This is a genomic window from Gordonia liuliyuniae (assembly GCF_021738805.1).
Classification (GTDB): domain Bacteria; phylum Actinomycetota; class Actinomycetes; order Mycobacteriales; family Mycobacteriaceae; genus Gordonia; species Gordonia liuliyuniae.
The window spans coordinates 478,408-504,372 of record NZ_JAKKOR010000001.1 but is presented as its reverse complement, the minus strand read 5'-3'; the positions used below and the strand labels follow the sequence as shown (position 1 = coordinate 504,372).

Sequence of the window (25,965 nt, the reverse complement as noted above, 5' to 3'; positions counted from 1 at the left end):
CGACATTGAGAAGGAATTGACTATGGATATCGCGAACAAGCTCGCCCTCGTCGTCGGCGGCGCCTCCGGAATGGGGCGCGCCAGTGCGGAACTCCTCGCCGAACGTGGAGCCAAGGTAGCGATCATCGATCGTCCCGGCGGCGAGGGCGAACAGATCGCCTCAGCCATCGGCGGAGTCTTCATCGAGGGCGACATCACCGATCATGCTGCGATCGAGACTCAGCTCGCGACGGCAGTCGAATCGCTCGGCGGCTTGAACATCGCGGTGAACACCGCGGGCGGCGGAATCGTCGGCAGGACCCTCGGCAAAGATGGACCGCATGCACTCGATGCGTTCAGTAGTGTGATCAACCTGAATCTGATCTCGACGTTCAACCTCAACCGTCTCCAGGCGGCTCATATGGCCGAGTCGGCGCCGGACGAGGACGGCGAGCGCGGCGTCATCATCAACACGTCGTCGATCGCCGCATTCGAAGGACAGATCGGGCAGGTCGCCTACAGTGCGGCCAAGGCTGGCATCGCGGGCATGGCGCTGACCATGGCTCGTGACCTGGGGTCATACGGCATCCGTGTCCTGGCGATCGCACCGAGCCTCTTCGAGACCGGGGCCGTCGCGGGTCTTCCCACCGATATGATTCCGCCCCTCGTCGCCGGGAACGCCTTCCCCAAGCGCATGGGGCGCCCCGACGAGTACGCGAAGCTCGCGACCGCGATTGTGGAGAACTCCATGCTCAACGGCCAGTGTCTGCGCCTGGACGCCGGTATGCGCTTCGCCCCGCGCTGAGCCGCGCATTTTTCGCCCTCGCCCGGCCCGACACGAACCCCGAAAGAGACGACTCGTGACCGACCTCGGATCTCCGTTGACCTTCCCGCACGGTCCGTCATGGCCGAATCGATTGGCGTTGGCGCCTCTCACGAACATGCAGAGCAATGACGACGGCACGCTCCACGACGACGAATACGACTGGCTCGTCCGTCGCGCCCAAGGCGAGTTCGGACTCGTCATGACGTGCGCGGCACACGTAAGTCGGGCCGGGCAGGCGTTCCGCGGTCAGCTCGGAGTCAGCGACGACACCCATCTGCGAGGGCTGTGGCGTCTCGCAGACGGCATCCGCGATGCGGGAGCGGTGTCGTCGGTGCAGTTGCAGCACGGCGGTCGACGATCCGACACGCAATTGTCCGGGCTGCCCGTCGTCGCCCCGTGGGACGACGTCGACAAGGGCGCCACGGCGCTCTCGACCGAAGGAGTAGAGGAAGCCGTCCAGGACTTCATCGACTCCGCGATCCGCGCCGAGACCGCAGGGTTCGACGGTGTCGAGGTCCACGGCGCCCATGGCTACCTGATCGGGCAGTTCCTTGACGCGCGCCGCAACGACCGCACCGACCGCTACGGCGGATCCGCGTCGAACCGGTTCCGCATCGTCCACGAGGTCGTCGCCGGAATCCGGCAGGCGACGTCTCCCGACTTCCAATTGGGGCTGCGACTGTCACCGGAGCGCTACGGGGTCGCTCTCGATGAAGCGCGCGCGCTTGCGCGCGAGGTACTGGCCAGCGGCGACCTCGACTACCTCGACATGTCGATGTGGGACGTGTTCAAGCAGCCGCACGAGGAGCGTCATCACGGTCGACTAATCGACTACTTCACTGATCTCCCCCGAGGCCGCACACGACTGGGCGTCGCCGGGAAGATCCTGGACGGCGCCGGTGCACGCCAGTGCCTGGACCGCGGGGCGGACTTCGTCCTGATCGGGACCGCCGCCATCCTTCATCACGACTTCGCGCGCCAGGTGATCGCCGACCCCGACTACCGTTCGCTGAAGCAGCCGGTCCCCGCGGCCCACCTCACCAACGAGGCCGTCGGTCCCCGTTTTCTGGACTACCTCGCGACGAACTGGGACGACTTCGTCAGTTAGCGGACGAGCGTCACTGGACGTCCTTGTTCTGATCGCGACCGCGCTCGACGATCGAGGCGCGGCGTTCCGCGACGGTGGCCGGATCGAATCCCCGCATCCAGGCGACCGAAGTGGCGTTCTCCGCGGCAAGGGCCGGGTCGATGATGTGCGCGTGCGCACGGCGGTATGAGGCCAGCAGGGTGCGCAGACCCTGCTGATCGTTCTGCGCCACGGCGAACGCGACCCGAAGCGTGGTCGGCACGAGTTCGTCGTGAGGCACCACCTCGGTGACAAGTCCGACGCGGAGCGCTCCGGCGGCGTCGACGAAGTCGCCGGTCATGCTCATACGGCGGGCGAATCCTGCGCCGACGGCTTCGGGGAGCCGAGTGGTCAGCCCCCAGCCGGGCAGGACACCGACGCGGGAATGAGTGTCGGCGAATCTCGCGCGGTCCGAGGCGATGAGGAAGTCGCAGGCCAGGGCGATCTCGAGCCCACCGGTGATCGCCGGGCCGTTGACCGCACCGATGACCGGTTTACGTATCGGCGTCCAGGGGTGGCCGACCGGAATGGTGTCGGCGGAGATGTGCTCGGCGTTGGCCCCGGTGCCGCCGAGTTGCCGAAGATCCAGTCCCGCGCAGAAGGCGTCGCCCGATCCGGTGAGCACGACGACGTCGACCCGATCGTCGGCGTCGGCGTCGGCGATAGCCGTTCGCAAGCGGTGGATCAGATCGGTGTTCAACGCGTTGCGAACCGACGGTCGGTTCAGGGTCAACAGTCGGACAGCATCGTGCTGCTCCACCAGAAGTACAGGTTCGTTCGTATCGATCTCAGTGGTCACGCTCGTCTCCTTCAATCGTTTCGATCGTCTGCAGCCGCGCCGCGGTCATCTGTTCGTGTACCGCGGCGTGCGCCCGGCTACGAACGCGTTCATCGCTTCGCTCTGATCCTCCGTGGCCGCTGTCAGGACCTGTTGGCGATTCTCCATCTCGACCGCGGTGTCGAACGCAGGAGTCTCCAGCGCGAGCCACATTCCGCGTTTGGTCAGCGCCAGCGACATCGGTGGAGCCGCCGATAGCGCCTGGACGGCTTCGTCGACGCGGCCCCATAGGCGGTCGTCTGCGACGACATCAGCGACGAGGCCGATCTCAAGCGCCTCGGCCGCATCGAAACGACGGCCGGTCAACATCAATTCGTGGGCCCGCCCCGCACCCACCAGCCGCGGCAGCATCCAGGACGTACCGATGTCGCATCCGGAGAAACCGACACGAATGAACGACACCGCGAACACTGCGGACTCGACTGCGAGGCGGATGTCGCAGGCGCAGACCAACGCGAGTCCGCCGCCGGCCGCAGCGCCGTTGACCGCGGCGATGAAGACCTGCGGCAGCCGGCGAATCTTCTGGACTAGCGAAGCGATGTGCACCTGCGACGCCATGCTTGAGTGGATGGGCCCCACCTTGTCTGCCGAACAGCATCGCCTGGCACGCGGTCCTCGCCGCCGTATCCGTTGAGGTCGAGCCCCGCGCAGAAGCCGCGACCCTGCCCTGTCAGGACGACCACCGAGACGTCACGATCGGTGGCGAGTGCATCGAGTTCGCGATGCAGCGCGTCGACCAGGTCGACAGTCATCGCGTTGAGCGAGTCGGGCCGATCGAGTCTGAGCACCCTGGCACGCGGCCCGTGATCTTCGACGATGAGCATCACTGCAGCTCCTGTAACGCCGCGGCGACTTCCGCCTGCATCCGAGGCGATCGGATGCCGATGTTGTTGATCTCGTATCGGGTGACGCAGCCGCCTGCTCGCTGGCGCAGCGATGCTGCGGCCTCGCGAGGAGTCCCCGTCACCGCGAACAGGTCCAACGTCTCATCGTCGATGAGGTCGGCCATCTGCTGCCACCTGCCGTCCGCATCCATCTTCGACAGCCTGGTCAGCTCGGCGCCGAGATCACCGAGCCCATGGAGTTCGAGCACGCCCCGATACGCCGGAGTCGATCCGTAGAAGGCCACCTGGCCGCGGACTGCGGCGGCCGAGGCCGCCACCTCCTTCTCGGTCTCGCCGGTGACGACGAAGGTGGATCCGACGATCTCGACGGGACCGAGCCCCGCCGACTTCGCCCGGCCGCGCTCTAGCGCCGGTCGTGTGACGTCGCGGATGTATCGCTCGGTTGAGAATGGATGCAGGAGGATGCCGTCCGCGACTCGTCCTGCGGTCTCGGTCATCTGCTCCCCGACCGCGGCGAGTAACACGGCGGGGTCCGGGACATCGCCTGCGGGGGAGAACATCGGAGTCATCAGCGTGTGGGTGTAGAACTCTCCGCGAAAGTCCAGCGGGTCACCAGTCGACCACGCGTGCCAGATCGCCCGCATCGCCGACACGAACTCGGCCATACGCGGCGCCGGTGCGCTCCACGGCATGGAGAATCGGCGCTCGATGTGCGGTTTGATCTGACTTCCCAAGCCGAGGACCAGCCGTCCGCCGCTGTATTCCTGCAGTGTTCGCGCCTGGACCGCGAGCATCATCGGCGAGCGGGCGAACGCGACCACGATGTTCGTCAGCAAGTCGACTCGGTGTGTGGCCCCGGCAGCGACCGTCAGGTGCAGCATCGGATCCGACTTGACCTCACTGAACGACACACTGTCGAATCCGGCGGTCTCGGCAGCCGCTGCTCGCTCAGGCACGTCGGAGAGTGCCCCGTCGAGCGAGCCAAGTGGAATACCGACTTTCATGCGTCCTCCTCGTCTTTGCTCCACAGACGGCGGAGCCTGGCCGCCCGCAAGCTTCGGACCTGCTTCGGCGTTCGGCTCGACTATACTTTAATTAGATTACTGATTAAGCTAATCAATATGAACTGGCAGAAGGACGCTCCGATTCCGTCGATGACTGACTCTCCGACTGTCCCTCAGATTCCGTCCATCACCGAGCGGATCGCCCTGACCCAGGTGGCCCCGCTACGGTTCCGCGGCGGCATCCATCCGGGACCCTCAACGCGGACATTCGGCGGCGAAGTCGCCGGACAAGCAGTCCTCGCCGCCCACCACACCGTCGCCATCGACCGCCAGATCCACTCGGCGAGCATGCACTTCCTTCTCCCCGGGGACACCACAGCGCCCGTCGAGTTCACCGTCGAGCCCACCCGCGACGGCGGATCCTTCAGCACCAGACACGTCCACGCCATCCAGAACCACCGGGTCATCTTCACCATGACCGCATCCTTCCAACGCGACGACACCGGACTGACCCACCAGATCCCCACCCTCGACGCACCCGCACCCACCTCGCTGCCCCCAGTCGTCGACCTCTTGACCGACGACGTCGACAGCACACGATGGGCCCAGTGGCTCTTCGGCAGCCTCGACGTCGAGGCACGGTTTCCCGAGTTGCCGCTGCGTGCGGCGTTGGCACGCGGGCAGGACACCGCTCCAACCCAAAGCGTCTGGTTACGCGCGCGACGCGCCATCAGCGAGTCGGCGGCCGATCGTGCCGGAGCTCTCACGTACCTTTCCGACGTCTTGCTGATCGCGACAGCGCTCGGCTCACATGCGACCGAGATCGACTTGAACACCGTCCGGATGTCGACACTCAGCCACCGAATCTGGTTCCATGCGCAGTTGTCGGTCGACGACTGGTTCCTGTACGACCAGTCGTCCCGTTGGGCAGGCAACGGCCGTGCACTCTGCCGAGGAGAAATCTTCGATACACAGGGACGGCTGTGCGCGACGACCGTTCAGGAGGGGCTGATCCGACCCGCTAGATGAAACGGACTCGCGTCCCCGCCCGTAGGCAGGACGCGAGTCCGTCTCCGTCGAGAGCGATGCTCAGGGCTGCCCGGGCTTCAGCGCCACGAACAACCCCTCGGCTTCGGCGCACAGCGTCTCACCGTCATGGATGGTCGCCCTCAGAATGCGTTTACGCCCGTCTTCGCTGCAGAGCCACGCCCGCACACCGAGCGTTCGCCCAACCGGCGTGATCGACCGGTAGTCGGTGTGCAGGTACGCGGTACGTTGCGGCGGACGCCCGCTCGCATTCGCAAGACGTCCGAGAATTTCGTCGAACATAAGTGGGATGGCTCCGCCGTGCACTGCGCCATTCCCACCGAGGAAGTACGAGCCGAAGTACACGGTCCCGCTCGCTGAATCGTCGGAGATCTCAGCGAGTTCGATCGTCGGCGACATCGTCTGTCCCCGGCTCGCGAGGTCGGTCCGACGACCGAAGACTCGGTCTCGCTCGCGGACCGCCAGTGGACCCAGTTCTCGCGCCCAACCGGCCAGCGACTCCGTCATCGACTCGATGAGTTCCGTGTCGGGCCTGGCTTCGGCCAGCCTGTCGAGAAAATCGCCGAGAGCGTGGGTCAGATCCTCATACGTCGCACTGTACTCGTCACCGCCGTGCAGGTCCGACGACCGCCACGGTCGCTCGCCGGTGTCGGATAGGACCTTGGCGACACTCGCCTCGGCACGTTCGGCGGTCAAGCCGAAACGCTTCCGGTATGCGCCCTCGCCGCGTGCAGTCCCTCTTCGGTCGTCGTCGTCTCGATCCGCCACTCGCCGCATGAACACCAGCAGTCGTAGTGCGTACCGTCGTCCGACGGGATGATCGCCTGCCCGTCGCAGGTGCCACCGGTGTTCGCGATGGACTGCATGAACTCGAGCGGCTTCTCGTGCAGAGAATTGTCTTCGTCGTGATCACTCATGATTCACTCCTTGTCAGTCGACCCATATCGGTTCGATCAGTTCGAGGCGGCACGGAACACCGGGAGCATCCAGCCGTCGGTGATCGGGTGAAAGTCCACGCGCAGCTTCATACCGATCGTGACGTCGTCCGGATCGATATCGATGATATTGCTGATCAGTCGAGCACCGGGCGCATCCGGGAGGTCCACCACCACGGGGACCAATGTCACGTCGGGCAGTCCCGGGAAGCCGTGGACGACAGCGAAGCTGTACACCTCCGCCTCGCCGGATAACTCGGTCCACGTGACCTCCGTCGACTGGCATTCGGGACAATACGGCGTCGGTGGCAGCCGGAAGGTTCCGCACTGGGAGCACTGGGGAGCGACGAGGCGCTTGTCCTTCGCTGCCTCCCAGAACGGCTCCGTCACCGGATTCATCGTGATCTGCACGGTCTCGCCGGGCAGAGCTGTTGCCAGCGTCATCAGTCGTCCCTTCCAAGGATCATGCCGGACACCGGCAACGAGGCGGGCCCACCGGTGACGAGGGCGTGGTCGGCGTCCGTCACCTGGTTGATCGCGGTTCCGCGCATCTGCTCCACGCCTTCGAGGATGTGGGTCATCCCGATGATGTACGCCTCGGACAACTGCCCACCGTGGGTATTGACCGGGATGGCCCCCTTGCTCGGCGTCGGCGAGTAACGAATCGCCCCTGACTCGACGAAAGCACCGCCCTCGCCGCGCTCACAGAATCCGTAGTCCTCCAACTGCATCAGGACCATCGGACTGAAGTGGTCGTAGAGGAGCGCGACGTCGATGTCCGACGGCGAGAGTCCGGATTGCCGATAGAGGCGATCGGCAATCGGCTTGTTCCCGGCCGACGCGAAGTACTCGTCGGGCATACCCATCCACGCGAACGCCCGGCCCCAGTCCTTGGTACCGCCGTGTGCGACGGCCACGACCGGAACCGGCTTCTGCTTGAGGTCGCGCGCCCGTTCGGTGGTCGTCGTGAGGACCGCCACCGCGCCGTCGGTCTCCTGGCAGAAGTCGAACAGGCAGAGCGGCTCGGCGATCATCCGCGCCGAGAAGTAGTCGTCCTTCGTCATCGGTACTCCGTGGAACCGCGCCTTGGGGCGGTTCTGCGCGTTCTGCCGCTCGCTCATCGCGATCTCGCAGAACGCTTCGCGGCGCGTCCCGTACAGATGCATGTGGCGACGCGCGAGTACGGACATCAGGTGGCCGGGCCCGGCCAGACCACTCGGCTGGATGAACGAGTTCACCGGATCGGGCGCGACAGCGGCGAACACTGTCCCCAATCGCTGCTTGGCCTGCTGCAGCGCCATGACTGTGACGACCATGGTGGCATCGCCGGCTACGATAGCCGCCCGGGCGAGCCCGATGGCCCCCGCCGACCCCCCGCCGCCGGACGTGAGCGACGCGGTGAAGGTGACTTCGGGGATGCCCAGGGTCTCCATGAAGTCGGCGGTGTCCATCTTCTCGCCGTATCCCGCGCCTGCTCCGGAATAGTAAGCGAATCCGTCGATCTCCTTGACTGAGACGCCTGCGTCCTCGCACGCGGCGAGAATCGCCTCACACGCCATTTGCGTCGTCGTCTGGGGCCAACTTTCGCCCCGCTTATAATAGGGGGTCGCTCCGACGCCGACGATCGCGACGTCGCGGAGCCCACTCATCTGAGCCATCTGCGCCTCAGGCTTCGATGCAGTCGGTGCTCTCGGGCACCGGCGGGACGTCGGGGAACAGTTCGTAGAACGCCCCCTGGGTGATTCGCTTGGTGGTCTCCGGCTTCGCGTCGGCGAACAGACCTTCGAGCGTCTTCTGAGTGTGACCGAACGTGCCCTCCATATGCGGGTAGTCCGAACCGAACATCACGTTGGTGTAGCCCATCGCCTCGTTCGCGGCGACGGCGGTCTCGTCGTGCTGGAACGACGCGTACACCTGCGTCATCAGGATCTCCTTGGGATCCCGGCTCAGCTTGGGCCGGACCGCCTGCTGGTGCTGACGGTATCCCTCGAGCAGCCGGTCGCCGAGGAACGGAATCCAGGTCGCTCCGCCTTCGGAGATCAGGACCCGCAGGTTCGGATGACGGTCCAACGCACCCGACGCGACCAGCTTCATCGCCGCACGCTGACCGGAGAACGTCGTCTCGGTGTAGTTCATGATGGCCCCGCCCGGCCCCCGGTACACGACGCCTGCACCGCCGGCCGTCATGTCGACGGGATCGGTACCGATATGGAACGCGGGGACGATGTTCGCCTTATCGCAGACGTCCCAGAACGGCTCCCAGTCGTTACGATGCCAGTCGGGTGCGGACGGGTGCGGCGTGGTCGGTAGGAACACTGCCTTGAAGCCGTGTTCGGCCAGCCATTCGATCTCGCTGACTGCATCCTCGACGCGCAGCGTCGACACCTGTCCGGTCACCACGTATCGATCGGACACCGGAGCGAGCTCCTCGTGCGCGTACTCGTTGCTCGCACGCATGCACGCCTGAAGCAGTTCAGGGGTACGGAACGTGGACGCCCACATCCCGAGGCTCGGGAAGATCACCTCACCCCAGACGCCTTCCTTGTCCAGGTCGGCCAGGCGTGCGTGGGGGTCGCGGACCCCCTGCGGCTTGTGGCTCTCCTCGACGAACTGGACAGCAGCAGACGTCGGCAGCTTGCGACGGAAGGTCTGGCCGTCGACCGACACGGTCTCATACTCGCCGTCCGGATCCTTCTCCGACTTCGGGGTGAGGTCTGCCATTTCTTTCGACAGCCGCGACGACCACACGTCGTCGGGCTCGAGGAAATGCGAGTCACCTGAGTTCGTCCACATCTTGGGCATGTGCATACCTCCAACACTTCGACGGGTCCACCGGACGCGAACCCTTATACAAAGAGACTATTCATCTAACGGATTGAGGTCAAGACTTTTTAAGACTTTTCCATTAGATTTTTCGGTGGCACACTGACCAGGGACGACAACGATGGATAGGGGGCCGACGGTGGCCAGACGAGCGCATGCGGCGGGAGAGGCGACCCGCGTCGCTCTCATGCAGGCGGCGGAGCGACTGTTCGCCGAACGCGGCATCGACGGCGTGACGATGCGAGAGATCCAGGAGTCGGCGGGCCAGTCGAATGTATCGGTGATCTCCTACCATTTCGGATCCAAGCTGGGGCTGGTCCAAGCTCTCATACGGTGGCGCAGCATCGACCTCGACCGACGGCGCACAGATCTGCTGGCCGACGCGCGCGCGACCGAGAGCGAACACGAGCCGCGCACGATCGTCTGGGTTGTCGTACGCCCGCTCGTCGAATCGATCCGCGCGGGCGCGATGTTCGTCCCGTTTCTCGCACGACTCAGCGAGAATCCCCGTGCCACCAAGGACTATTGGCCCGAGGAGCTTCGGGACTGGACCTCCGATATGGTCGAGACCCTCGTCGACGCCGCCGTCGTCGACATGCCGGACCGCCTGTGGCGAGGGCGGACGTTTCAGCTGTACAACAGCATTCTGAACCTCCTCGGCGAACAGGCCAGGGCGGGACATCCGATCAGCGAGGTGCAGTTGAGCAACTTCATCGACGCCTGGGTCGGCCTGCTCACCGCTCCCGTCTCGCCCGAGACCGAACGGCTAGTGGCCGACCGCGAGGCTCACGAGAGCCGACCGACGAGGTAGGGGATATCGGCGAGAGCTCGGAGCGCGTCGTTGAGATGGGTGCATCCGGCGACGCCCTGCAGTTCGTCCAGCACCACGGTCCGTAGCTCCCGCGTCTGAACCCCGAGGAGCCTGTCGACATTGAGCACGGCGAGCGGACACTCGGCATACGGAAGGACGTGCGGCTCCGGAATCACCGACGTCAACCGCCCGGTGCGCATGTCGACTGTGGCGGTCAACGCATACTCATGCACTGCGATCCGTCCACCCGCGGGCCGAGTGGAGCTGTCCTGAAACATCGCGTCCACATATACGACGGAATCCTCGCGCCACACGTCGATGCGCCGTGCGCGACGCATCGACACCTCGGTGATCTCCGGGAGCTCATGCCATGCACGATGGTCCGAGCCGGAGCCAAGCGGTTCCACCGGCCGCGTGCGGTGCGTCCATCGCGACGTCCCGTCGGGAGCCAGGCCACTCGACCCCGGCATGAAGCCGGTACAGATCCCCTCCATCGAGCGGCCGGCACCCGCCCCCTTGGAGGCACTCGCAAGCAACTCCTCGATCGGAAACCACTGCGCGAAAGCGAAACCCGAGACCAACGTGGCTCCCGGTACGTCATCGAGAAGGAGATCGACCGGATCTGAGCCCACGAGCGTCGACACCGCGTCAGCGAGCCGCGTACGATATCCGCTGCCCGAGCCGGTCCCCACGAGCCGACTGAGGCCTTCGCGCTCGGGAATGGTCTTGATGCGCCGAATCTGCCGCATCGGATCCACGTCGACCACCATCCGACTGGCGGCGAGCACGTCTGTCGACATGTCCCCGCCAGTCGCCAGGTCACGACCTCGACCGTCGAGGTGCAGTTCGGTGCCCCACCCGTCAGTCCAGGTCATATCGATCGTGCTGGTGCGACGGACCGATCGCGGCCGACGTGCCGGCGCGGACGGTCGCGGACCACGTACTCGCACGCGCGGATCAGACGCGGCGATCGCTTCACTGTTCCGCTTCTCGGACTGGTCCATCTCATCACCTCGGTATCAGTAGAATGATTTAAACGTACAACGAGGTGCGCCCCACTCTCCACGCCTCCACGCCTCCACGCCCGACCGGCGTCGAGCGCAGTAGTGAGAAAGTTAGGATCATCTGCATGACTGCCGCAGAATCGACACAACCGGCGAAGACCCAGGTCGGTACCGCCATGCGCGCCCCGAAGACCGCCGAACTGATCGCCAGCCACCTGCGCCGACAGATTGTTCGAGGCGAACTCACCGCAGGCGAAACACTGCCGCCCGAGGTCGGGCTCATGGAACAGTTCAGCGTGTCCCGCCCGACCCTTCGTGAAGCCTTCCGCATCCTCGAAGCCGAGAGCCTCATTCGAGTACGGCGAGGGGCACGCGGGGGCGCCCAGGTGCTTGCACCCGACCCGATGGTCGCTGCGCGACACGTCGGCCTGCTCCTGCAGCTCCAGGGGACAACACTCGAGGACGTGTACAACGCCCGCGAGGTCACCGAACCAGTGTGCGCTCGGATGCTGGCCGAGATCCGTACCGAACAGGACCTCGCCGACCTCAATGTGGTCGTCGACGGTCTCGCCGCCTTGATCGAGGCGGGCCCCGAGACTGTCACCGACATATCGCGATGGAGTGAGGCCGCGTACCGGTTTCACGAATTGCTGATGCAGCGCTGCGGCAACACCACCTTGGCGGTCCAGGGCGCCGTTCTGGCAGACATCGCACAGACCCACCTGACTCGATCCATCTCGCAGGGAATGAGGCGGGATCGATTCGTCGAGCCGAACCTGAAGCGTCTCCTCCAATCCTTCCGGAAGATGGTCCGGCTCATCGAGGCCAGGGACGCTGACGCCGCGGAGCAGCAGTGGCGCGCTCACATGGCTGCGGCCAAGAAGTCGGCGTTCCTGTTCGATCCCAAAGACATGCCGCTCGTCGACCTGTTCGAGTGATCGGCAAGCCTTCCGCCCCGATACGCCAAAGCCAGGGATGATCCGTGCGCCGTCGGCACGAACCACCCTGGTAGCGCGCGCTATCCGAGACGTTCGATGATTGTGGCGTTCGCCATCCCGCCGCCCTCGCACATCGTCTGCAGTCCGTACCGTCCGCCTGTCGCTTCGAGGTAGTTCACCATGGTGGCCATCAGTCGTGTTCCGGAGCCGCCGAGCGGATGCCCGAGCGCGATGGCGCCGCCTCGTGGATTCAGCTTCGCCTCGTCTGCGCCGAACTCCTGCGCCCAGGCCAGCGGCACCGGCGCGAACGCCTCGTTCACTTCGTACGCGTCGATCTCGTCGATGGACAGTCCTGACTTCGCCAGCGCCTTCTGCGTCGCCGGGATGATCCCGTCGAGCATTACCAGGGGGTCCGAGCCGGTGACCGCGAAGGTGTGGAACCGCGCTCGAGGCTTGAGTCCGAGTTCGGCAGCCTTCTCTTCGCTCATGATGAGCGCCGCAGAGGCTCCGTCGGTGAGTGGTGACGAGTTACCCGGCGTGATCACCCAGTCGATCTCCGGGAACCGCGTCGAGAACTCGTCGTTGACGAACACAGGCTTCAGGCCTGCCAACCCTTCGGCTCCTGTGCTCGGACGGACGGTCTCATCACTCGTGTGGACCGATCCGTCAGGTAGCGTGACGGGCACGATCTCGTCGCCGAAGGAGCCGTCGGCGAACGCTGCGGCGGCCCTGGCATGTGAGCGTGCCGAGAACGCGTCGAGCGCCGCCCGATCGATCTTCCGGCGCGCGGCGATGAGTTCCGCTCCGATGCCCTGGTGCGCCAACCCGTCCGGGTAGCGCTGCGCCAGCGGGCCGTGCGGATTGGTGCCGGGCAACGCGGCAGCGCCCATCGGGACGCGACTCATAGACTCAACGCCGCCTGCGATCACGATGTCCTGGGCTCCCGCGATGACGGCCTGCGCCGCGAAGTGCGCCGCTTGCTGACTGGAGCCGCACTGGCGGTCGATCGTCGTACCGGGCACAGACTCGGGAAACCCTGCATGGAGCACGGCGGTCCGAGCGATGTTCAACGCCTGATCGCCGGCCTGCCCGACGCAGCCGGCGATCACATCGTCGACGAGTGCCGGATCGAGGCCGTTGCGATCGACGAGCTGTCGGATGACCTGGGAGAACATCTCAGCTGGATGGATACCCGAGAGCGCACCACCGGACTTTCCTTTACCCGAGCCGGTGCGAACGATGTCGACGATGACAGCTGTAGCCATGAGTTATTCCTTGCCTAGGTGGGTAACAGTTATCTAATTCAACCATTTGACCGCGGCCGGGGCAATGCCGGAGTTTCGGCATCCATATCGCCGCCGCGCTCAGCGACCAGGCCTCGGACAAAGCGATCGACGAGAAAGGCACACCGAGCCGGGGCCTCGAGAATCATGTGATGATGGACGCCCTGCATCTCCACCACTGAGATCTGGTCGACCGTAAAATTCGCCCGGATATAGTCGACCGTCGCCGGACCGACGACTCGACTCTCGGTGCCCCACATGTAGCTGACCGGGATATCGACTGCGTTCAGACTGTCACCGAATTCGTCGACGAACGCGGGCAGTCCGCGCTGGTCATGCTTCCACGTCCAACCTCCGGGGACCTCTCGAATCGAGCGGCCGACCAACGGTCCCCATATTTCCGGCATCACCTCAGGCTGCGGGGGCATCAACCGAAAGCGTGCCGTCGCCTCTTCGCGCGACTGGAATAGGCGCGGTGCACGGTCGGGATCCCACGGCTTGACGCGCGGCGGCCCGTCCAGTGGAACCGCACTGTCGAACATGATCACGCCACAAATCCGCGATGAACGCGTGGCGGCAGCCGCCGCGAGGGCGATCCGGCCGCCCATACTGTGTCCGACGAGAACGACTCGATCATCCGTCGACGCTTCCACTACGGCAAGCACCTCGCGAACCCAGACGTCACCGCCATAGCTGTCGCGATGACCACTGTCGCCGTGGCCGCTCAGATCGAGCAACGCAACGCGCCAATTGGCGGACAGTTCTCGTTCGACACTGTGCCACCACGCGTGATGAGCCTGGTGTCCATGGACGAGCACCAGAGTCAGGTCGCCAGACCCTCTGACGTCATAGCGGATCTCAGCGCCGTCGACCTCAAGCGATCGACGAAGGCACACGCCGTCCTTCGCACCCGACGCGGCACCTCTAGCTGTCTCCATAGATACAGTTTACTGATTAATCTACTAAGATCGGTGTCGTGCCTCCGACACAGTGCGGCAGACCAGGACGCTCGTCGAACGGGCGACGAAACGAAGTGACGAATCCACCCAGAACTGCCCTCAGAACCAGCGTTCGAGGACCCGAGCCACGCCGTCATCGGCGTTGGTTCCTGCGATCTCGTCGGCGGCGGCGAGAGCGACCGGGTCGCCGTTGCCCATGGCGACGCCGTGGGCGGCCCAGCGGAGCATCTCGGCATCGTTCGGCATGTCGCCGAACGCGATGACGGACGACCCCGCGACGTCGGTGTTGGCGAGCAGCCACTGCAGACCGGACGCCTTGTGGACTCCGGGCACCGAGAGCTCGATGAGCCCGGTGTCGATGGAGAAGGTGACTTCGGCGAGATCGCCGATGTGCGGGGTGATCAGCGCGGCCATCTCATGCGAACTCATGCCGGGCTTGCGGGCGAGCAGCTTCACCGCGGGCAGCTCGGTGAGATGGTGGTCGGCGACCTCCACGTGGTCGGGATTGAGCCAGGCGTGCTCGTACCCCGCCGACGACACGAACGAGGGAGTCGCCGCGTCGTGTTCGACGGTGCCCGCCCGCTCGGCGGCCAGACCGCAGCCCGGGACGAGTTCGGTGCACACCGTGCGCAGCGACTCCAGCACGTCGGGTCCGAGTTCGGCGGCGAACAGCACGGCATCCTCGCGCACGTCGTAGACGATCGCGCCGTTGGCGCAGACCGCGTACCGCACGGCGGCAGGCGTCGCGGCGAGTTGCTCGGCGATCTCGGGAATCCACCTCGGCGGGCGCCCCGTCGACAGCACCAGTTCGACGCCCGCGTCGGCGGCCCGCACCAGGACGTCAACCGTCGGCTGGGTGATCTGATTGCGATCGTCGATGAGGGTGCCGTCGACGTCGGACGCGATCATCGTGGGAGGACCGAACCTCGCGCCGCTCACTCGCCCTGCCGTTTCGCCGCGCGACGCGCGGCCTTCTCCTGAGCTTCCGCGTCTTCGATGACGAGAGCCTCCTCTGGTGTCGGGGCGCTGCCGCCGAGTCGTGCGGGCAACCAGTCGGCGCCCGCCGGTGCATCCGGATACCCATCTTGGACGCAGTGCAGTTGGGCGACCATCACCTCGTGCAGCCGACGCGTCGCCCCGTCCGCACTGAGTTGGCCTGCCACCTCGCCGCCGTCGAACATCACCGGTCGTCCGAATGCCACATGGATGGGGATATGCGTGCGGCCGATTCTGCGTTTCGCGCCCTTGCTGAGCTGGCGTTGAGCGCCCCACACGATCACTGGGACCACCGGGACGCCTGCTTCGACGGCCATCCGGACGGCTCCGGTCTTGAACTCCTTGAGTTCGAAGCTTCGGCTGATGGTCGACTCCGGGTAGACGGCGACGAGCTCACCGTGCGTCAGTGCTTCGACTGCTGCGCGATACGCCTCCGATCCGGCCGACCGGTCGACGGGGACGCTGCCGGTGTGGGCGACGAGGAACCTCATGATAGCCAGGTCCATCACCTCGGACTTGACCAGGAAACGTGCCCGTCGACCGCGCTCGCGCAGAGCGAGGCCGACGGGAAGGAAGTCTGCGTACCCGGTGTGGTTGATCGCCAGCACGCCACCGCCGTCCGGGATGTTGTCCAGTCCGTCGAAGCGCAGGCGGGTCCCCTGCACCGCGCGGATGGCTGCGGCAATCATCTCGAGGGTCCGATACACGGGCTCCATCGCCGTGAACCTCCTCGGTCAGTCCTCGCGCTCGGCGCGCTTGCGTGCCTTCTTCTCGGCGTCGGCGACGTCCATCGCGTTCGCCTCCTCGAGCGTCGGTGCTCCACCGCCGCGGGCGGCGGGAACCCAGAACTCGCCGGGAGGGTACGGGCCATACGTATCCTGCAGCTCGGTGAGCTTGGCGCGCATCGACTCGTGCAAGCGTGCGGTCAGTTCCGCGGGGGTGCCCTCCGGCTGGATCGGTTCGCTCACGCCGACCATGATCTTCGCGCCGCTGCGCCCCATGTTCCGCGGATGCCCCTTGGTCCAGATCCGCTGCGCACCCCACACGATGGTCGGGATGAGCGGTGCACCTGATTCGAGAGCCATTCGGGCAGCACCGCTCTTGAAACCCTTGAGTTCGAAACTCCGGCTGATCGTCGCCTCCGGGTAGACACCGACGAGTTCACCGCGCTTGAGGTAGTCGACCGCAGCCTGGTAGCTCTCCGCACCGTTCCCGCGGTCGACGGGGATGTGCTTGAGCGACCGCATGATCGGGCCGCCCACCGGGTTGTCGAAGACCTCCTTCTTCGCCATGAAGCGGACGTAGCGTCGCCCCTGCAGGAACGCGGGGATTCCCGCGAACGTGAAGTCGAGGTATCCGGTGTGGTTGAACGCGACGACGCCGGGCCCGTCGGCTGGCACGTTCTCGACCCCCGAGATGTCGAGTTTGAGTCCCTGCGCGAGCCACAGCATGCGAGCGGTGGAGACGACTGACGCGTACACGGGTTCCATACGGGTGATCGTAGCCGGGACTTGTGACCCATGACGTACCGCCTGCGGACCCGCCGACAGGAAATGCGGTGCGTCGCGGCGATAAGCTGGCCGGGTAGCAGTCCCCATCGAAAGGCACCAGCCCCGTGCAGATCACGAGCATCGGCCACGCCGGCTTCCACATCCAGACCGCGGCAGGCTCCATCGTCTGCGACCCCTGGGTGAACCCGGCCTATTTCGCGTCGTGGATCCCGTTCCCGGACAACACGGAACTGGATTGGCAAGCCATCGGCGACTGCGACTACCTGTACGTCTCGCATCTCCACCGGGATCACTTCGACGAGAAGAACCTGGTCGAGAACGTCAACAAGGACGCGACGGTCCTGCTGCCGGACTACCCGGTGCCGGATCTCAAGCGCGAACTGGAGCGGCTAGGGTTCACGAAGTTCCTGGAGACCGACGACTCGACGAAGCATCGCCTCTCCGGACCCAAGGGCGACCTGGACGTCATGATCATCGCGTTGCGCGCGCCGGCCGACGGCCCGATCGGCGACTCCGGCCTGATCGTCGACGACGGCGAGACGGTCTGCTTCAACATGAACGATGCTCGGCCCGTCGACCTCGACGTGGTGCGCGAACAGTTCGGTCGCGTCGACGTCCACCTCCTCCAGTACTCGGGCGCGATCTGGTACCCGATGGTCTACGACATCCCCCGCAAGTCGAAGGCCAACTTCGCGATGCAGAAACGCCAGCGCGGCATGGACCGGGCGCGCTCGTACATCGAACAGGTCGACGCCACCTGGGTGGTCCCGTCCGCGGGCCCGCCGATGTTCCTGGACGACGACCTGTACTCGTTGAACGACTTCAACACCGGCAGCGACGCCGACAAGGCGAGCATCTTCCCCGACCAGGCCGACTTCCTGGAGCAGATGCGTATCCACGGCACCGACGACGGCATCCGTCACCGCGGCCTGATGATGGTGTCGGGTTCGGCAGCCGACTTCCGCGGCGACGAACTCCTCGAACTGTCGCACCCGTACCCGCCCGAGCAGATCTTCGGCGAAGGCAAGAAGGCATACCTCGACTCGATGAAGGAGAAGTTCGCGCCGATCATCGCAGCAGAGAAGGCGACGTGGGCGCCCGCCGACGGCGAACCGCTCCTCCCCCAGTTGAAGGCACTGTTCGAGCCGATCATGGCGGCGTCGGATCTGATCTCGGACGGCATCGGATACCCCGTCGGACTCGTGGTCTTCCCGGAAGGGAGCGATCCGAAGGGGCCGGACGTGCAGACGTTCGTTCTCGACTTCCCCGCCCGGACCGTCCGCATGGCCGAGGACGGTGACGGCAAGTACCGCTACGGATTCCGGATCGCGGCGGAGCTGGTCCGCACGGTGCTGCGCGACGACGAGCCGGACTGGGTCAACACGATCTTCCTGTCGACACGGTTCACGACGTGGCGCATCGGCGGCTACAACGAGTACCTGTACACGTTCTTCAAGTGCCTGACCGACGAGCGGATCGCGTACGCGGACGGCTGGTTCAACGAGGCGCACGACGACGAGGCCTCGATCGAACTGGACGGATGGAAGATCCAGCGACGCTGTCCGCATCTGAAGGCCGACCTCAGCGCGTTCGGCGTCGTCGAAGGCGAAAAACTGACCTGCAACCTTCACGGGTGGCAGTGGGATCTGCCGAGCGGACGCTGTTTGACCTCCAAGGGGCACGAATTGCGCTCGGAGCGAGCGGAGTCATGAGTCGATGAGGACACCGTGACCGGCCGCTCACCCAGGCCGGGCGAAGCCGCCCGATCGTACGGCGGCCGGTCGCTCGCCGATCGCCGCGCCGACCGGCGGGCCAGGTTTCACGAGGCCGGCGTCGAACTGTTCGGCACCGTCGGCTTCGCACGGGTGACGATCTCGGCGCTGTGCACCGAAGCCGGACTGTCGCGTAGACAGTTCTACGAGGAGTTCTCGGGCAGCGAAGATCTGATGACCGAGATCTACGACGTCATCCAGCAAATGACGCGCGAGCGCGTCACGGAGGCCGTACGCGCTGCGGACCGCTCTGATCTGAGCGTCGTCGCGCATGCGGCGATCGCCGCGTACATCGACGCCGTCGCCACTGATCCACGGCTTGTGCGCTGTCTGTTCGTCGAGGTCGGTGGCATCTCCGAGACGATGGAGAAGCATCGGGTCGCCGGACGCGATGACTGGGCTGGGTACATCGCGGACGTGGTCGCGAGCCTGCCGAACTCGCCGTGTCGAACGATCGACTATCGGGCGACGGCGTTCATCGGCTCGCTGATCGCGGTGGTCCATCGGTGGGCGACGTCGGAGCAACGGCCGGACCGCAGCGAGATCATCGACCTGCTGTCCGACATGCTGCTGCGGCTCGCGGCCGACGAGGAGACCACCTGACGCCTCGGCGGTCACACGCCGTGCGTTCGTCACACGTGAAATCCGTACCGGGGCCGTTCGAGCCGATGACGGTCGTAGCGGTAAGGGTAACCTCGTGATACGTTTACAGCGAAGTGAGACTATTGAGTCTCACACGCGCGGCCGTCGAGGGGGTTCCACCGACGGCCTATCAGGCTCGATCCGGGTGGAATCGGGGCTCTTGGGAGGGAGCTACTCGGATCGCTGGAGCGCGGCACAGGACAGAGCTGGTCCGCCCACTCGGCCCTGTGCCGCGCTTCCCCGTTCACACTCCGGGTGCACGCCTCACAGCCCCAGCCAACCGAGATGATCGCTGAGCAGCGCATAGCCGACGAACGCGACGATGTCGATGGTCCCGTGCGCGACGATCAGCGGCCACAGACGGCTCGTCTTCTGATACCAGCGGCCGAACACCAGCCCCATCACGACGTTGCCGAGCCCGCCGCCGACACCCTGATACAGGTGGTACGAGCCGCGCAGTAGTGACGACACGGCGAGGCTCGCACCGTCGCGGACACCGAGTTGCTTCAACCGCACCATCAGATAGCCGACGACGATCACCTCTTCGGCGACAGCGTTGCCGACCGCGACCAGACACAGCAGCACGATGCGCCACCACGGGGCGTCGTCCGATGCGGGCACGAGACTCGCGTTGAATCCGAACGCGGACGCCGCGGCGACGAGCGCGAGTCCGGGCAGCCCGATCAGGGCGGCCAGCCCGAGTCCGGGAGGCAGATCTCGACCGGTCGGTCGGCCGATCCCCCATGCCGACGGACGGAATCCGCTGCGCCACAGCAGGTACACGCCGAGCGCTCCGATCGCGAACAGCTTCACGATCCGCATAAGCTCACGCGCCACATCGATCGCCACATGGGACGACGTCTCCGGATTGAGCGCGACGGTCGTCTCCGCGACACCCGCGCCGACCCACATCTCGATCAGGGACAGGATCGCGGACAGCCCGGAGAACCCGAAGGTGAAGATCGCGACCAGAACTATCTCGACGACGATCGCCCGCCGTTCTCGGGGGTCGTCGACTCGATTCACCTGCACCGTGCCAGGTTAGGGGATCTCGACTCGGGAGGCCCCGCCTCCGCGGTGAGCGGCGGTCAGTGGGAGGACTGGCGGTCGAGCTCCGGATGCAGGGCGAGCGCGTGGAGGGCGGCCGAGAGGTCGGCGACCCGGCCGACCGGGCGGCTGAACGGGAGGCGAACGTCCACGTCGGAGTCGGCGGTCTCGACACGGAAGGTCAGGCCGAAGCGGTCGAGTCGAAGCGGTCGGACACGCCCGGACCGCAGCGCGGCCGGGATCCGGAGCGCCAGCTGGTGGACGAGGTCGGCGTGGTCGGACTCGAGATGGGCGAGCCAGTCGTTCTCGTACGCCCAGAACACGTCGGGCTCAGCGCAGGCCAGCTCGTCGACGGCCACCGCGCCGGCGCCGATCGAGGTGGCGATGACGGCCGTCTCCAACGCCATGCGGACCATCGAGTAGCCGTGTCCGACGTCAAGCAGCCGTTCGTCGGGGTGGTCCCCCGCGATCTCGACGGCCAATTCGCGCTGCAGGTCCGTCGGCACCTCGTGCAACCCCCCGGTCAACCACACGAGCGCCCGAACACGTTCACGCAATTGCAGTGGGGCGCAGTCGATCACCTCGACGACGCACCTGCGCTCACCGTCACCCCCCGCGACAGCGAGCGCCGGTGCGTCGTCGTTGATGAGCAGAAACGCGTCGCCTTCGAACAGGTGGATCATCGAGATCTCGTCGCACGCGTCGGCCGACGCGGCCCCGTCGACGGAGAGGGTTCCGCCCCGTGCTCGGCGGCAGGCCGTCTGGATCATTTCGGCGTCGCAAGGGGCAACGATCGTGGCCATGGGATCCTCCAGCATTCTTCTCGTGCACCGAACCTCGGCGATATAGGTAACCCTAACTTACGTATGCCTAACCTAGTTCCCGGATGGATGTGCGTCAATGCTTCGGTTCACCTCGAGCACAATGGCCGCGTCGCTCGACCCCCCCGTCTCTCGACTACTGTGGAGACGTGCCAGTCTTCGCTTACTTCGGTCCCGCAGGCACCTTCACCGAGATGGCTCTCGACGCGATCCTCACCACCCGCTCCGACGCCGATTCCGCCGACAAGCGCGCACTGGGAAGCCCACTCGCGGTGATCGCCGCCGTCCGAGCGGGCGACGCCGACTTTGGCTGTGTGCCCATCGAGAGCTCACTGGAAGGCGCCGTCCCGGCAACCATGGACGCGCTGGTCCCCCACCGCGGACAGACTCGCGTGCAGGCCTACGCGGAAGTCGCCCTCGATATCGCCTTCCGAGTCGCCGCTCGCGAACCTCTCGCCGACGCCGCGGTCGCCACGATCGCGGCGTACCCGGTGGCCGCAGCGCAGGTCCGCCGCAGCGTCGCCGAGAGGTTCCCGAACGCGGAGTTCGTGATCGCGACGTCGAATGCGGGCGCCGCAGCCGACGTCGAAGCCGGTCGCGCCGATGCGGCGGTGACGACGGCTGCCGCCGCCGCACTCCACGGCCTCGTCACCCTCGCCGACGGCGTCGCCGACGCCGACGACGCCGTCACCCGCTTCCTTCTCCTCGGGCCGCCCGGACCGCCGCCGCAGGCGACCGGAGCCGACCGCACCAGTGTGATCCTCGACCTCCCCAACACCCCGGGCAGCCTGGTGTCAGCAATGAACGAGTTCGCGATGCGGGGCGTCGACCTCACTCGCATCGAGTCGCGCCCGCGCGGCGCGGGCGCTCCGGGCCAGTACCGCTTCTATCTCGACGCGTGCGGACACGTGGACGACGCCGCCGTCGGCGAGGCGCTGCGTGCGCTGCACCGGACCGCTGAGAACGTCGTCTATCTGGGATCATGGCCGAAAGACCGCGGCACCGCGGCCGAACCGCCCGACCACCACGAGTCCCACGAGTGGTTCGCGAACCTGCTGCAAGGAGAGGACTGACATGGCCCGGCTCCATCTGGTCCGACACGGCGAGACCACATCCAACGTCATGCGGATCCTCGACACCGCACTCCCCGGCGCGTCGCTCACCGATTTCGGCGCCCGCCAAGGTGTGCGATTCGGTTTGGAGCATCCGGACGGGAAACCCGCCGTCCTCGCCCACTCGGTCGCGCACCGTGCGCGCCAGACCGCCGACATGATCGCGTCGGTCTGGGAGGCCGACACCGTCGCCGTCGACGGCGTCCACGAAGTCCAGGTCGGTGACCTGGAGGGGAAGACCGACACCGAGTCGCACAAAGTGTTCCACGACGTCGTGACCCGTTGGCATCACGGCGAACTCGACGCCCGGCTGCCCGGCGGCGAATCGTTGGAAATGCTGCACGAACGCTATCTCCCGGTCGTCGACGAGCTCACCACGAAGTACGTGACCGGTGAGGGACGGGACGTCTACCTCGTCTCGCACGGCGCCGCGATCCGGTTGATCGCCGCCCACCTGTCCGGCATCGACTCGGAGTTCGCGCTCAAGAACTTCCTCCCGAACACCGGGTCCATCGTCCTGGAGTCCGGTGACAGCGGCTGGACGGTCACCCAGTGGGGCACCGCCGACTTGCCCGCAGGCGACGGGAGCCCCGCAGACCCGATGGGCTGAGAATTCAGCCCCAGCCGTTCGCGTGCAGCCACCGGTCGTCGATGCCGAAATGGTGGCCGACCTCGTGCAGCACGGTGACCGCCACTTCGTGGCGTACCTGGTCCGCTGTGGAGCACATCGCCAGGAGCGGCTCGCGGAAGATCTCGATCGTGTCCGGCAGGAAGCCTGAGTACTCATTGGTGCGCTCAGTGAGCGAGACGCCCGTGTACAGCCCGAGGATCGTCGGATCGTCCGGGTGTTGCGCGTTGACCAGGATCACCACGTTCGACATCGCGTCGGTGAGTTCGGACGGCAGCAGGTCGAGAGCGTCACCGACGAGTTCCTCGAACCGTCGGTTTGACATCGATACGGGCATCCGGTGTCATCCCGCCGCGGGCGCGGGAATCTCCCGACTGTCCGGGTTGTAGCCGGGCGGCAACGGAACCGGGGAGCCGACCGAACGTCCGGGCGGCCCCTTCTCCGGAGGCACCGGGACTCGACCGTTGATCAGCACCTGCTCACGAGCGTCGCCGACGAGTGTCGCGAAACCGCCGCGGTCGGGCAGCGCCGTGTAACAGACCACGCGCCTGCTGCCGGTGAGCCAGCTGACCTCCGAGATCACCGACCACTGCACATTGAGCGTGGTGTCGTCGAACTTCGACGAGCCGCCGAAGAACTTGTTGGTCACAGTGGGACAGATCTTCGTCAGATACTCGTTCTGGTCGCGCGCGCTAGGCCACGCCTTTCCGGAGTCCCGCCCGCCGAAACGCTGTGTCAGATCGACGACGCCCGTCGTCTGGAAGGCGTGCGGCTCCGAGCAGTCGACGACGTCGCTCGTCGCCTGCCGGGTCGCCTTGTCGATCCCGACGCACGTGCCGACCGGCCAGGTGAACGACTGGTCGATGTCGCCGACGCGCCCGGCGAACTGCTCCTGGACCCCTTTGGCGCCCGGCTGCTCGATGCCGCAGCGCAGCACGCGCGCACCCTTCTCCCACTGGACCTTCGACGGAAACATCAGCCCGGAGGCGAATCGTCCCTGCGGGTCGAGCCCGCCGCCGAGATACCGGTCGACGATGGCCGGACAGTTCTCGTCGCGGATGGTGCCGAAGCGTTCCGGACCGGGCCACGGCGCGTCCTCAGCGAACTCCGACGTCGGGAACGTCTCCGTGTCGAGCGCGCCCGCGACCTCGAACCGGTGCGGCTTGGCACAGTCGGTCAGGGTCGGCTCCCCGACGTCGGTGTCGTCCCACTGAAGGCAGTCGCCGGGTTCCGAGCGCGTGAAGTCGTTCTCGACGAGCGCGTTGCCTTCGCCGATCACCGTCGACCCGACACTGCCGTGGTCAGCGAATCCGCCTCGCGCCAGGAGCACGCCGCCCGCCGCGACTGCTCCGAGGAGGATCGCCGCCAAGATCAGCAGCATCCGATGCCGTGGGCGCCCGGTCACAGAGTGGGTGTCGTCCTCGCCGGGGTCACCCTCGGGGAACTCGTCGTCGTCGGTGTATTCGTCGTCCGGGAACTCGTCGTCGGTGTACTCGTCGTTCACGTACGCGGCATCACTGAAGTGCTGACCGTCGTCAGCGGTGTCGTCGGCCGCCGTCTCATCGGCAGCGTCGAACACCGAGTCGGCGTCAGCATCCTGCGGCAACGATTCGTCGCCGTCTCCCGGTCGGTCGCTGTCAGAAGTCATCACCTCCATCATGCCTGGTCGGCCTCGGCTATGTCGTCCCCCGGGCCGTGAACACGCCCAGGTAGGCTTCCAAGGGTGATCGACCTGAAGATCCTGCGTGAAGATCCCGACCTCGTCCGCGCGTCGCAGCGAACCAGAGGCGAAGACCCCGAACTCGTCGACCGGCTGTTGCAAGCCGACGTCGATCGACGTGCGGCGATCGCCGAAGCCGATGCGCTCCGCACCGAGCAGAAGTCGCTCGGCAAGCTGGTCGGCAAGGCGTCCGGCGACGAGAAGGCCGAGCTACTGGCCCGCGGCAAGGCACTCGCCGACCAAGTCAAGGCGGCGATCGCCCGGCAGAAGGATGCCGAGGAGACTGCCACCACGTGCCAGCGCGCGATCTCGAACATCGTGTCGACGCAGACCCCGTCGGGCGGCGAGGACGATTACATCGTCCTCGAGCACGTCGGCGAACCGCGCTCGATCGAGAGTCCGAAGGACCACCTCGAGATCGGTGAGCACCTCGGGCTGATCGACATGGAACGCGGCGCCAAGGTGTCCGGGTCGCGCTTCTACTTCCTGACCGGCCTCGGCGCACAGCTGCAGCTGGCCCTCCTGAACATGGCCGCGGCGAAGGCGACCGCCAACGGCTTCACCCTGATGATCCCGCCCGTACTGGTGCGGCCCGAAGTCATGCAGGGCACCGGGTTCCTCGGCGCGCACGCCGACGAGGTGTACCGGCTCGAAGCCGACGACCTCTATCTCGTCGGCACCTCCGAGGTACCGCTCGCCGGTTATCACGCCGACGAGATCCTCGACCTCGACGGCGGACCGAGGCGGTATGCCGGCTGGTCAACGTGCTTCCGACGCGAAGCGGGCTCGTACGGCAAGGACACGCGCGGCATCATCCGCGTCCACCAGTTCGACAAGGTCGAAGGCTTCATCTACTGCAAGCCCGAGGACGCCGAAGCCGAGCACGAGCGTCTCCTCTCCTGGGAGCGGGACATGCTCGCCGCGATCGACGTCCCGTACCGCGTGATCGACGTCGCAGGCGGCGACCTCGGCAGTTCCGCGGCCCGCAAGTTCGACTGCGAAGCCTGGGTTCCGACGCAGAACACCTATCGCGAGCTGACGTCGACCTCGAATTGCACCACCTATCAGGCGCGTCGCCTGCAGGTCCGCTACCGCGACGAGAACGGTAAACCGCAGACCGCGGCCACGATCAACGGCACGCTCGCCACAACCCGGTGGCTGGTCGCCATCCTGGAGAACCACCAACAGCCCGACGGCACCGTGAAGCTGCCCGAGGAGTTGGCCCGATTCGTCGGTGTCGACGTACTGACTCGGAAGTGACGCCGACCGGCTGACCCACCCGTCAGCGCATTCGGTCG

At 66.0% G+C, this 25,965-nt stretch carries 29 protein-coding genes; 10 read left to right on the top strand and 19 right to left on the bottom strand.

Features of this window, described 5'->3' with window-relative positions; all coding sequences use genetic code 11:
* The first annotated feature begins 22 nt into the window (after positions 1-22).
* On the top strand, positions 23-784 hold the full coding sequence (locus L5G33_RS02325; RefSeq protein WP_236996517.1) for an SDR family NAD(P)-dependent oxidoreductase: 762 nt from the start codon (positions 23-25) through the stop codon (positions 782-784).
* 55 nt (positions 785-839) lie between these two features.
* Positions 840-1,913: an NADH:flavin oxidoreductase gene (locus L5G33_RS02320; protein WP_236996516.1), complete on the top strand. Its 1,074-nt coding sequence runs from the start codon at positions 840-842 to the stop codon at positions 1,911-1,913.
* 10 nt (positions 1,914-1,923) lie between these two features.
* Here the strand turns inward: L5G33_RS02320 and L5G33_RS02315 are convergent, their stop codons facing one another.
* From L5G33_RS02315 to L5G33_RS02305, 4 genes are read right to left on the bottom strand one after another with little or no spacing between them, the layout of a single operon-like run.
* On the bottom strand, positions 1,924-2,730 hold the full coding sequence (locus L5G33_RS02315; RefSeq protein ID WP_236996515.1) for an enoyl-CoA hydratase: 807 nt from the start codon (positions 2,728-2,730) through the stop codon (positions 1,924-1,926).
* A gap of 45 nt (positions 2,731-2,775) precedes the next feature.
* Positions 2,776-3,327 (bottom strand): enoyl-CoA hydratase/isomerase family protein, encoded by a 552-nt coding sequence (locus L5G33_RS02310; protein WP_265742364.1) that lies wholly within the window; start codon positions 3,325-3,327, stop codon positions 2,776-2,778.
* On the bottom strand, positions 3,297-3,593 hold the full coding sequence (locus tag L5G33_RS19210) for an enoyl-CoA hydratase/isomerase family protein (protein WP_265742363.1): 297 nt from the start codon (positions 3,591-3,593) through the stop codon (positions 3,297-3,299). The genes L5G33_RS02310 and L5G33_RS19210 overlap by 31 nt, the downstream gene beginning before the upstream one ends.
* Positions 3,593-4,618, bottom strand: a complete 1,026-nt coding sequence (locus L5G33_RS02305) for a TIGR03617 family F420-dependent LLM class oxidoreductase (protein WP_236996514.1) — start codon at positions 4,616-4,618, stop codon at positions 3,593-3,595. The genes L5G33_RS19210 and L5G33_RS02305 overlap by 1 nt, the downstream gene beginning before the upstream one ends.
* A gap of 117 nt (positions 4,619-4,735) precedes the next feature.
* Between L5G33_RS02305 and L5G33_RS02300 the strand changes: the two genes are divergently transcribed.
* Positions 4,736-5,647 carry an acyl-CoA thioesterase gene (locus L5G33_RS02300; protein ID WP_236996513.1) on the top strand — a complete coding sequence of 304 codons (912 nt, stop codon included), beginning with the start codon at positions 4,736-4,738 and terminating at the stop codon, positions 5,645-5,647.
* 60 nt (positions 5,648-5,707) lie between these two features.
* Here L5G33_RS02300 and L5G33_RS02295 read toward each other — a convergent pair whose 3' ends face one another.
* The 5 genes from L5G33_RS02295 to L5G33_RS02275 are packed head-to-tail and all read right to left on the bottom strand — an operon-like array spanning position 5,708 to position 9,402.
* On the bottom strand, positions 5,708-6,361 hold the full coding sequence (locus L5G33_RS02295) for a PaaI family thioesterase (RefSeq protein WP_236996512.1): 654 nt from the start codon (positions 6,359-6,361) through the stop codon (positions 5,708-5,710).
* Positions 6,358-6,582, bottom strand: a complete 225-nt coding sequence (locus tag L5G33_RS02290; RefSeq protein ID WP_236996511.1) for a hypothetical protein — start codon at positions 6,580-6,582, stop codon at positions 6,358-6,360. Before L5G33_RS02290 ends, L5G33_RS02295 begins: the two co-directional genes overlap by 4 nt.
* A 36-nt stretch (positions 6,583-6,618) precedes the next feature.
* Positions 6,619-7,044, bottom strand: a complete 426-nt coding sequence (locus L5G33_RS02285) for a Zn-ribbon domain-containing OB-fold protein (protein ID WP_236996510.1) — start codon at positions 7,042-7,044, stop codon at positions 6,619-6,621.
* Complete coding sequence (locus tag L5G33_RS02280) at positions 7,044-8,258, bottom strand: thiolase C-terminal domain-containing protein (protein ID WP_236996509.1); 1,215 nt, start codon at positions 8,256-8,258, stop codon at positions 7,044-7,046. Before L5G33_RS02280 ends, L5G33_RS02285 begins: the two co-directional genes overlap by 1 nt.
* A gap of 7 nt (positions 8,259-8,265) precedes the next feature.
* Positions 8,266-9,402, bottom strand: a complete 1,137-nt coding sequence (locus L5G33_RS02275) for an amidohydrolase family protein (protein WP_236996508.1) — start codon at positions 9,400-9,402, stop codon at positions 8,266-8,268.
* Positions 9,403-9,544: 142 nt separating this feature from the next.
* On the opposite strand from L5G33_RS02275, the gene L5G33_RS02270 reads away from it, so the two are divergent.
* Complete coding sequence (locus L5G33_RS02270; RefSeq protein ID WP_236996507.1) at positions 9,545-10,234, top strand: TetR/AcrR family transcriptional regulator; 690 nt, start codon at positions 9,545-9,547, stop codon at positions 10,232-10,234.
* On the opposite strand, the gene L5G33_RS02265 is transcribed toward L5G33_RS02270, so the two are convergent.
* Positions 10,210-11,109 carry a DUF2889 domain-containing protein gene (locus L5G33_RS02265; protein ID WP_236996506.1) on the bottom strand — a complete coding sequence of 300 codons (900 nt, stop codon included), beginning with the start codon at positions 11,107-11,109 and terminating at the stop codon, positions 10,210-10,212. The genes L5G33_RS02270 and L5G33_RS02265 overlap by 25 nt on opposite strands.
* A gap of 254 nt (positions 11,110-11,363) precedes the next feature.
* Here L5G33_RS02265 and L5G33_RS02260 point away from each other — a divergent pair, with 254 nt between their 5' ends.
* The gene (locus tag L5G33_RS02260) at positions 11,364-12,176 is read left to right on the top strand and encodes a FadR/GntR family transcriptional regulator (RefSeq protein ID WP_236996505.1); all 813 of its coding nucleotides are present in this window, start codon (positions 11,364-11,366) and stop codon (positions 12,174-12,176) included.
* Between the two features lie 80 nt (positions 12,177-12,256).
* On the opposite strand, the gene L5G33_RS02255 is transcribed toward L5G33_RS02260, so the two are convergent.
* From L5G33_RS02255 to L5G33_RS02235, 5 genes are all read right to left on the bottom strand, one after another.
* A complete protein-coding gene (locus L5G33_RS02255) occupies positions 12,257-13,441 on the bottom strand; it encodes a thiolase family protein (RefSeq protein WP_236996504.1) in 1,185 nt (394 codons plus the stop codon).
* A gap of 38 nt (positions 13,442-13,479) precedes the next feature.
* Positions 13,480-14,397 carry an alpha/beta fold hydrolase gene (locus tag L5G33_RS02250; RefSeq protein WP_236996503.1) on the bottom strand — a complete coding sequence of 306 codons (918 nt, stop codon included), beginning with the start codon at positions 14,395-14,397 and terminating at the stop codon, positions 13,480-13,482.
* A gap of 120 nt (positions 14,398-14,517) precedes the next feature.
* Positions 14,518-15,327, bottom strand: coding sequence for an HAD family hydrolase (locus L5G33_RS02245; protein WP_236996502.1), 810 nt, complete (start codon positions 15,325-15,327; stop codon positions 14,518-14,520).
* Positions 15,328-15,353: 26 nt separating this feature from the next.
* The gene (locus L5G33_RS02240) at positions 15,354-16,130 is read right to left on the bottom strand and encodes a lysophospholipid acyltransferase family protein (protein ID WP_236996501.1); all 777 of its coding nucleotides are present in this window, start codon (positions 16,128-16,130) and stop codon (positions 15,354-15,356) included.
* A gap of 18 nt (positions 16,131-16,148) precedes the next feature.
* A complete protein-coding gene (locus tag L5G33_RS02235; RefSeq protein WP_236996500.1) occupies positions 16,149-16,904 on the bottom strand; it encodes a lysophospholipid acyltransferase family protein in 756 nt (251 codons plus the stop codon).
* 125 nt (positions 16,905-17,029) lie between these two features.
* Here L5G33_RS02235 and L5G33_RS02230 point away from each other — a divergent pair, with 125 nt between their 5' ends.
* The gene (locus L5G33_RS02230) at positions 17,030-18,637 is read left to right on the top strand and encodes an MBL fold metallo-hydrolase (protein WP_236996499.1); all 1,608 of its coding nucleotides are present in this window, start codon (positions 17,030-17,032) and stop codon (positions 18,635-18,637) included.
* 15 nt (positions 18,638-18,652) lie between these two features.
* Positions 18,653-19,300 (top strand): TetR/AcrR family transcriptional regulator, encoded by a 648-nt coding sequence (locus L5G33_RS02225; protein ID WP_236996498.1) that lies wholly within the window; start codon positions 18,653-18,655, stop codon positions 19,298-19,300.
* A 303-nt stretch (positions 19,301-19,603) separates the two neighbouring features.
* Here L5G33_RS02225 and L5G33_RS02220 read toward each other — a convergent pair whose 3' ends face one another.
* Both L5G33_RS02220 and L5G33_RS02215 read right to left on the bottom strand, forming a co-directional pair.
* Positions 19,604-20,371, bottom strand: a complete 768-nt coding sequence (locus L5G33_RS02220; RefSeq protein WP_236996497.1) for a CPBP family intramembrane glutamic endopeptidase — start codon at positions 20,369-20,371, stop codon at positions 19,604-19,606.
* Positions 20,372-20,427: 56 nt separating this feature from the next.
* Positions 20,428-21,189 (bottom strand): DUF2470 domain-containing protein, encoded by a 762-nt coding sequence (locus L5G33_RS02215; protein WP_236996496.1) that lies wholly within the window; start codon positions 21,187-21,189, stop codon positions 20,428-20,430.
* 167 nt (positions 21,190-21,356) lie between these two features.
* Between L5G33_RS02215 and pheA the strand changes: the two genes are divergently transcribed.
* Together pheA and L5G33_RS02205 are read left to right on the top strand one after the other, a co-directional pair.
* The gene (gene pheA, locus L5G33_RS02210; RefSeq protein WP_236996495.1) at positions 21,357-22,280 is read left to right on the top strand and encodes a prephenate dehydratase; all 924 of its coding nucleotides are present in this window, start codon (positions 21,357-21,359) and stop codon (positions 22,278-22,280) included.
* Between the two features lies 1 nt (position 22,281).
* Entirely contained in the window at positions 22,282-22,929 is a 648-nt protein-coding gene (locus tag L5G33_RS02205; RefSeq protein ID WP_236996494.1) for a histidine phosphatase family protein, read from the top strand.
* A gap of 4 nt (positions 22,930-22,933) precedes the next feature.
* Here L5G33_RS02205 and L5G33_RS02200 read toward each other — a convergent pair whose 3' ends face one another.
* Positions 22,934-23,284 (bottom strand): metallopeptidase family protein, encoded by a 351-nt coding sequence (locus L5G33_RS02200; protein ID WP_236996493.1) that lies wholly within the window; start codon positions 23,282-23,284, stop codon positions 22,934-22,936.
* 6 nt (positions 23,285-23,290) lie between these two features.
* Entirely contained in the window at positions 23,291-24,595 is a 1,305-nt protein-coding gene (locus L5G33_RS02195; protein ID WP_236996492.1) for a septum formation family protein, read from the bottom strand.
* 75 nt (positions 24,596-24,670) lie between these two features.
* Between L5G33_RS02195 and serS the strand changes: the two genes are divergently transcribed.
* The gene (gene serS / locus L5G33_RS02190) at positions 24,671-25,927 is read left to right on the top strand and encodes a serine--tRNA ligase (protein ID WP_236996491.1); all 1,257 of its coding nucleotides are present in this window, start codon (positions 24,671-24,673) and stop codon (positions 25,925-25,927) included.
* Positions 25,928-25,965: the final 38 nt, after the last annotated feature.